This is a genomic window from Streptomyces blastmyceticus (assembly GCF_039521185.1).
GTDB lineage: Bacteria > Actinomycetota > Actinomycetes > Streptomycetales > Streptomycetaceae > Streptomyces > Streptomyces blastmyceticus.
This window is the reverse complement of the sequence record NZ_BAAABW010000015.1, coordinates 149,026-156,543: the sequence shown is the minus strand read 5'-3', so window position 1 is coordinate 156,543 and position 7,518 is coordinate 149,026. Positions and strand designations below refer to the sequence as shown.

8 protein-coding genes are annotated in these 7,518 nt (G+C 71.3%); 3 read left to right on the top strand and 5 right to left on the bottom strand.

The genetic code is table 11. The annotated features are described in order from the left end of the window. Positions 1-14: 14 nt before the first annotated feature. Positions 15-530, bottom strand: coding sequence for a GNAT family N-acetyltransferase (locus ABD269_RS13370; RefSeq protein ID WP_344118065.1), 516 nt, complete (start codon positions 528-530; stop codon positions 15-17). Between the two features lie 248 nt (positions 531-778). Continuing rightward, on the bottom strand, positions 779-1,198 hold the full coding sequence (locus ABD269_RS13365) for a DoxX family protein (protein WP_344118064.1): 420 nt from the start codon (positions 1,196-1,198) through the stop codon (positions 779-781). Positions 1,199-1,434: 236 nt separating this feature from the next. On the opposite strand from ABD269_RS13365, the gene ABD269_RS13360 reads away from it, so the two are divergent. Further along, entirely contained in the window at positions 1,435-1,851 is a 417-nt protein-coding gene (locus ABD269_RS13360; protein WP_344118063.1) for a hypothetical protein, read from the top strand. Positions 1,852-1,865: 14 nt separating this feature from the next. Here ABD269_RS13360 and ABD269_RS13355 read toward each other — a convergent pair whose 3' ends face one another. From ABD269_RS13355 to ABD269_RS13345, 3 genes are all read right to left on the bottom strand, one after another. Further along, the gene (locus ABD269_RS13355) at positions 1,866-3,077 is read right to left on the bottom strand and encodes a cytochrome P450 (RefSeq protein ID WP_344118062.1); all 1,212 of its coding nucleotides are present in this window, start codon (positions 3,075-3,077) and stop codon (positions 1,866-1,868) included. Positions 3,078-3,145: 68 nt separating this feature from the next. Next, positions 3,146-4,135, bottom strand: a complete 990-nt coding sequence (locus tag ABD269_RS13350) for an alpha/beta fold hydrolase (protein WP_344118061.1) — start codon at positions 4,133-4,135, stop codon at positions 3,146-3,148. A 110-nt stretch (positions 4,136-4,245) separates the two neighbouring features. Then, the gene (locus ABD269_RS13345) at positions 4,246-4,947 is read right to left on the bottom strand and encodes a nucleotidyltransferase domain-containing protein (protein ID WP_344118060.1); all 702 of its coding nucleotides are present in this window, start codon (positions 4,945-4,947) and stop codon (positions 4,246-4,248) included. Positions 4,948-5,175: 228 nt separating this feature from the next. Between ABD269_RS13345 and gad the strand changes: the two genes are divergently transcribed. Together gad and ABD269_RS13335 are read left to right on the top strand one after the other, a co-directional pair. After that, a complete protein-coding gene (gene gad / locus ABD269_RS13340; RefSeq protein WP_344118059.1) occupies positions 5,176-6,606 on the top strand; it encodes a glutamate decarboxylase in 1,431 nt (476 codons plus the stop codon). Between the two features lie 34 nt (positions 6,607-6,640). Continuing rightward, the gene (locus ABD269_RS13335; protein WP_344118057.1) at positions 6,641-7,510 is read left to right on the top strand and encodes a class II glutamine amidotransferase; all 870 of its coding nucleotides are present in this window, start codon (positions 6,641-6,643) and stop codon (positions 7,508-7,510) included. Positions 7,511-7,518: the final 8 nt, after the last annotated feature.

Sequence of the window (7,518 nt, the reverse complement as noted above, 5' to 3'; positions counted from 1 at the left end):
GGCCGGTGGATCGGTCAGATCCCGAAGGGTGCCGCGTAGCGGACGGTGCCGCTCGGCAGCGGGTGGGCCTCGTCCAGGGCCAGGGCCATCATGGCCTCGTCCGGGACGTCGATGGTCAGGCCGATGCCGTGCGCGGAGGCGCGGGTGAAGCCGAACCGCGGGTAGTACGCCGGGTGCCCGAGAACGGTGACGTAGCGCTCGTCCATGTCCTCGGCCGCCGCCAGGGCGGCGCGGATGGCGGCCGAGCCGGCGCCGCTCTTCTGGTGCTCGGGCCGCACGGCGACGGGAGCCAGGCACAGGGCCGGGGTGTCGCCGATGTGGCAGCGTGTCAGCAGCGCGTGGCCGATGACCTCGCCGTCCTCGTCGGTGCTGACGATGGACAGGCCGTCGATCCAGGAGGAGTCGGCGCGCAGCGCGTCGACGAGGTCGGCCTCCAGCGGCGTCTCGAAGGCCGCGAGGACGACGGCGCGGATGGCGGGGATGTCGGCGCCGGTCTCGGCGCGGGTGATCCAGTTGTCGCGTGTACGCATGACGGGATGAGGATCCGTTTCATGGTGGGGTTCGTTACGGGAAAGACCTCGCGAGCTCACGCTCCCAGCGAGGCGGGAAAGGACGGTTCAGACCGTCGCCCGGGACGTGAGGGTGGTCCGGGCGCTGCTCGTCGCAGTGGCCTTGAGCTCGGTCATCAACCCCACCTCCCTTTCGTCCTCGATCCGGATCCGTACGAACTCGTCGAACGTAACACACGGCCCGGAAGCCGTCCTGCGAATTAAATGGCTCACTCGATGCGGAACAGCGGCCCCGTGAGCGTCAGCCCCAGATCGTGGCCGACGTACGAGAAGAACGCGAGCAGCATCAGGCACGCGCCCGCCAGCGCGATGTCCTTCTGGAAGTGGATCATCTCCAGCTGACGCGCCTGCGGGTCGGTCTCCTGCCAGAACCGGTGCATGATCAGCGCGGTCGGCACCAGGAACACCGCCAGCAGCAGCGCACCCAGATCCGCCCACACCCCGAGCACCACGCTCAGCGCGCCGGCCAGGAGCAGCAGTCCGCTGGCCGCCGTCGCCGCGGTGGCGGCGGGCACACCCTTGGACGCGGCGTACCCCGCCATCGTCCTGGTCTTGGTGAGGTGGCCGACGGCCGAACCGAGGAAGAGGATTACGAAGAGGATTCTGCCGATGAGAACCAGGATGCCCATGGCGGCCTCCCGTCGGGGACGAGCAGACATCAGGAAGATCCGCTTCCAGCCTACGTCCGCCGTGGGGGACCGGCCTGCCGAGCGCCTGCTCCACGGCTGCGCGACACGGGCCGGGCCGCGAGCGGCGCTGACCGGGCGACCCACGGCGTGTGCGCCGGAACTCCGGAGGTCCGGCCCCGCACAGTGAAGCGGGGCCGACCCGGGCCCCGACTCCACTCGAGGAAACGGAGACGGCGATGACGGTGACCAGCGGCGGGATGGCGCTGGCCGAGGCCATGGTGCACGGCGTGGGCAGCGGGGAGATGCGTGCGGCGACCCGGCTGCTCGGGGCCCACCGCGACGGCTACTGGCTGAGGCGGTTCGCCGAGGAGGACGGACCCGCCCCGGGCGGTCCGCCGCTCATCGACCGCTCGGGCCCGCACGCGTCCGTCGACTGGACCGCGGTCGGGCGGCGCCTGTTCGACGTGCCGTGGGCGCTCACGGCGTCCAGGAGCGAGCTCGCGGTCCTGGAGTGCGCCACGTCCCTCGTGGGCCGGTGCGGTGTGACGCTGCAACAGGTCCTGCGCGCCGTCGACGACAACGAGTTCCGGCTCATCACCCGGGCGATGACCGAGGCGGCCTACGGCGAGAAGGCCCTCGACCTGTTCCTGTGAAGTGCCGCCTCGCCTCAGAGCTCCACCAGGAGCTCTTCGAGCCCGCGGATGACGTATCCCGGCTTCCACCGGGGCTCCGAGGCGAGCCGGAGCCCCGGCGCCCGGCGCGCCAACTCACCGAAGACCGCGTGGAGTTCCAGACGGGCCAGCGGCGCGCCCAGGCAGTAGTGGATGCCGGCGCCGAACGCGAGGTGAGCGTTGTCCGTACGGGTGATGTCGAAGCGGGACGGGGAATCGAAGCGGGCGGGGTCGTGGTGGGCCGAGCCGAAGAGGAGGGCGACCTCGCTGCCGCGCGGGATGCGGGTGCCGCCCACCTCGATGTCGTCCAGCACCCAGCGCTCGAACATCTGCAGAGGGGTGTCGTAGCGGAGCGCCTCCTCGACAGCCCCCGGCACGAGCGCCGGATCGCCCCGCAGCGCGGCGAGCTGCTCCGGATGACGGAGGAGGGCGAGCCAGCCGTTGCCCGTGGTGTTGACCGTGGCCTCGTGACCGGCGTTGAGGAGCAGGACACAGGTGGAGACCATCTCCTGCTCACTGAGCCGGTCACCCTCGTCGTGCGCGGCTATGAGAGCGCTGACGAGATCGGTCCCGGGCGCCGCGCGACGGGCGGCGATCAGCTCACGCAGGTACGCCGAGAACTCCAGGGACGCCCGTACGGCCCTCCTGGCGCTCTCCTCGGACGGATCGAGCTCGAACATGCCGCAGATGTCGGCCGACCAGGGGCGCAGGAGCGGACGGTCGCTCTCCGGGATACCGAGCATGTCGGCGATGACGGCGACCGGCAGGGGCTCGGCGACCGCCGGGAGCAGGTCGCCGCCGCCGTCCGCGACGAACGAGGCGACGAGATCCGACGCCAGCCGCGCGACGGACGGCGCCAGCCCGCTCACCGTACGCGGGGTGAACGCCTTCGACACCAGGCGCCGGACCCGGCCGTGAGCGGGGTCCTCCAGGTCGAGCAGCCCGTGGCCGTTCAAGGTGTGGAACGGCTCGTGCGCGGGTGGAGGCGGGGTGCGGCCGAACTCCTCGTGCGTGAAGCGGTGCAGATACGTACGGCCCAGGCGGCGGTCGCGCAGCAGGGCCTGGACATCCTGGTAGCGGGGGATAAGCCACTGGCCGGTGGGAGCGAACCAGTGGGCGCGCCCCTGTTCGCGCAGCGCCGCGTAGGCCGGATACGGGTCGGCGACGAACGACGGTGACCACGGGGCGAAATCAGACGTTGCGCTCATGCCGCCGCACAGTAGCGCCACCCTCCTCCGCGCCGCCCCCGCCGTGCCCGCACCGGCCTCCCGCGGACTCAGCCCCGCGCGTCCAGCTCGCCGAGGAACTCCACGAGCGCGGAGTTGACCTCCTCCGGCCGCTCCTGCTGGGTCCAGTGCCCGCAGCCGGGCAGGGTCACGCTGCGGTGAAGCTTCGGCGCGGTCCGCTCCAGGGAGGACAGCAGCTTGTCCGCGCCGGGGAAGGAGCGGACCAGATCGCGGTCACCCGCCACGTACAGAGCGGGAACATCGATCCCCCGGCCCTGGAAGGGCGCGAGCAGCTCCCAGTTCCGGTCGATGTTGCGGTACCAGTTCAGCCCTCCGGTGAAGGCGCGCTCGCCGTGATGGGCGTACTCGCGGACGAACGTGTCGATGTCGCCCTTGTCGAGCCAGCCGGGCAGCTGTTCCGGCTCCGGCAAGGTGTCCATGAGCGTGCCGCCCTCGGGGATGACCCACGGGCGGGGCGGGTCGGTGAGCGGGCTGTCACCCGAGGCCATCACCAGGAGCGAGCGGAACGTCGCCGCCGGGTCACGCGCCAACTCGGCGTCGGCGACACCCGGTTCCTGGAAGTACTGCTGGTAGAAGCCGTCGCCGAGCAGCGAGCGCAGGGCCGGCAGCGGCGCGACGGGGCCGCGCGGCGTCGGCGGGACGCTCAGGCCGGCCACACCGCGTACGGCATCCGGGCGCAGCATGGCCGTCGTCCACGCGACGGGTGCGCCCCAGTCGTGTCCGACGACCACCGCGCTGCTCTCCCCGAGCGCGTGGATCAGCGCGACCACGTCCCCGGTGAGGTGCAGCATGCTGTACGCGGCGATGTCGTCGGGCTGCTCGCTGCGGGCGTAGCCGCGCTGATCCGGCGCGACCACCCGGTACCCGGCCTCCGCCAGCGGCCCGAACTGGTGCCGCCAGGAGTACCAGCACTCCGGGAAGCCGTGCAGCAACAGGACCAACGGCCCCTGCCCCTGCTCGGCGATGTGCAGCCTGACGCCGTTCACCTCGACGAACCGGTGTTCCACCGCGCTGGCCATCCGTCCTCCTGCTGCTGATCAGTGGAGCTGCCGTCATGAGCGCGTCCCGCATGCCGTATTCAACCGCACGGACCGCCTCGCGGCAGGGCCTCCGGCGAACAGGTGGCCGGTTACAGGCGACTGCTGCCTTCGGACAGGGACCGGCGGCGTACGGAGATCAGCCAGTCCTCCACGCGCGCGGTGTCGGGTTCCTGCGGCAGGGAGCTGCCGGCCAGGGCGGCGTCCAGGTGCGCGGACAGTTCGTCGCGCCAGGCACAGGCCTCGGTCCAGGAGACCTCGCCGCGGCGTACGGCCAGGAGCCGGTCGCGGTGCGTCCCGACGTCGACCTGGACCGTGCCGCTCTCGAGGAGCGTGGCACCGCTGATCATCAGGCGGAGCAGATGCACGACGTGCTTCCAGCGGGGCTCGCCCTCGCGCTGCCGACGGGCGTCGGCCTTGGCGAACTGGGACTGCGCGTAGCCTGCGAACGTCTGGTGGGCCTGGCGGGAGAGGAAGGCGGGGGAGAGCTCGCGCAGCTCGTCGCCGAGCGGCGTGCTGTGTTCGACGAGCGGGCTGTGCAGGACTTCCAGGACGTTGGGATTGGCGGACAGAGCGAGTTCGCAGAACCGCTCGACCTCCCAGCTGAACTGCTCGGGCAGGGGCCCGTCGAGGTGGGTGGGCGGCTTGCTCATCCGCCAGAAGTCCACGGTGGGGGCGACGTACACGCCCCGGCGGTCGACATCCGAGGCGTCGGTGGCGAGCCCGAACGCACGCGACCCGACGACCACCGACAGGATCGAGTGCTGCTCGACCAGGAATTGCGCCTTTGACATATGCCCCATTCTTGTCGAATCCCGTGCCGTGCGGCCAGCGGATTTCCGGCGGCGGGGGAGGGCGCGGACGCCGTCGGCGCCGGAGCCGACGGAGCACTGCGGCGGGCCGCCGGGCAACGCCCCGCCTCAGCGGGACGGTTCACGGGGTGTCACCAGGGTACGTGGGCGTGAGGGAAGACCCCGGGCGGGCGGCGCCTGATGCGATCAGCGGGAGAAGGGACTTCGGCCATGCCTTTGAAGCGGCCTCACGAGGACGGGCGCGGCAGTCGCGACGTCGAGCTCAACCCCGTCTTCAGCCGTGAGCCCGTCACGGTCCCCCGCTACGCCCTGCCCGAGGGGGAGATGGGCGCGGACGTCGCCTATCAGCTCGTGCACGACGAGCTGATGCTGGACGGCAACGCGCGCTTGAACCTGGCGACCTTCGTCAGCACGTGGGCGGAGCCGCAGGCGCAGCGGCTCATGACCGAGTGCGCCGACAAGAACATGATCGACAAGGACGAGTACCCGCAGACGGCCGAGCTCGAGACGCGGTGCGTGCACATGCTGGCCCGGCTGTGGCACGCCGAGGACCCCCGCGAGGCGGTGGGCTGCTCGACGACCGGGTCGAGCGAGGCGGCGATGCTGGGCGGGCTCGCGCTCAAGCGGCGCTGGCAGCACCGGCGTCGCGCGGAGGGCAGGCCGGCGGACCGGCCCAACCTGGTCATGGGCGTCAACGTGCAGGTCTGCTGGGAGAAGTTCGCCGACTACTTCGAAGTGGAACCCCGGTACGTCCCCATGGAGGGGAACCGGTACCACCTCAGCCCGGAGACGGCGGTCGCGCTGTGCGACGAGAACACCATCGGCGTCGTCGCCGTCCTCGGCTCGACGTTCGACGGCAGCTACGAGCCCGTCGCCGCCATCGCGGCGGCTCTCGACGACCTCCGGGACCGTACCGGCATCGATGTGCCCATCCATGTGGACGGCGCCTCCGGCGCCATGATCGCCCCCTTCCTCGACCAGGAACTGGAATGGGACTTCCGGATTCCGCGCGTGGCCTCGATCAACACGTCCGGCCACAAATACGGCCTGGTGATGCCCGGCGTCGGCTGGGCGCTGTGGCGCGACACCGATGCCCTCCCCGGCGACCTGGTCTTCCACGTCAACTACCTCGGCGGCGACATGCCCACCTTCGCGCTGAACTTCTCCCGCCCCGGCGCCCAGGTGATCGCGCAGTACTACAACTTCCTGCGGCTGGGCTTCGACGGTTACCGCAGGGTGCAGCAGACCTGCCGGGACGTCGCCGTCCGGCTCGCCGCGCAGATAGCCAAACTCGACGAGTTCGAGCTGGTCACCGACGGCAGCGAGATACCGGTCTTCGCCTTCAAGGTGCGCGCCGGCATCGAGGGCTTCTCCGTCTTCGACGTCTCCGCCGCGCTGCGCGAACGTGGCTGGCTGGTGCCCGCCTACACCTTTCCGGCGAACCGGGCCGATCTGGCGGTGCTGCGCATTGTCGTGCGCAACGGCTTCAGCCACGATCTGGCCGACCTGCTGCTGGAAGACCTCACCCGCCTCCTCCCGCGCCTGAGGAAACAGAGCCGGCCGCACCGCGACGCCGACGACGCCGGCGGCTTCGCGCACGGCGCCGGGACGAAGGAGCCGCAGCGGTCCGGCCGGCACTGACGACACCGCCGACGAGCGACGACAAGGAGCCCTCATGTGCCGACTGTTCGGCATGAGCAGCGCGCCCGTACGCACGCGCGCCACCTTCTGGCTGCTGGACGCCCCCGACAGCCTCAGCAACCAGAGCCACCGGGATCCCGACGGTACGGGCCTCGGCTACTTCGACGCCCAGGGCGTCCCGCACGTGCACAAGGCGCCCATCGCCGCGTACCAGGACCGCTGCTTCGCCCAGGAGGCCGCACAGGTCGAGTCGGCCACCTTCCTCGCCCATGTGCGCTACGCCTCGACGGGCAGCCTGGAGGACCGCAACACCCACCCCTTCCTCCAGGAAGGGCGGCTCTTCGCCCACAACGGCGTCGTCGAGGGGCTCGACGAGCTCGACGCCGAGCTGGGGGACGACCGGCAACTGGTCGCCGGGGACACCGACTCCGAGCGGTTCTTCGCGCTGATCACCCGCGAGACCAGAGCCCACGGCGGTGACGTCGCCGCCGGGATCGAGCACGCGGCCCGCTGGATCGCCCGGCACCTGCCCGTCTACGCCCTCAACATCGTTCTCGCGACGCGCGACGAACTGTGGGCCCTGCGCTACCCCGACACCCACGAGCTGTACGTCCTCGACCGCGACGCCGGAGGCCGGCACGGCGACCGGCACCTCGACCACAGCGGCACCGGGGGACGCATGCGCGTCCACTCGCAGGACCTGGCGGACACCCCCGCGGTCGTGATCGCCAGCGAGCGCATGGACGACAACCCCCGCTGGCGCCTCCTGGAACCCGGCGAGCTCCTCCACGTCGGCCCGCGTCTCGACATCACCGGCCGGGTGATCCTGCGCGACCCACCCGCACACCGGCTGACCCTGGACGACCTGCGCCCGGAGGCCGCCGCTTCGCAGAAAGCGGTCTGAACCACCTG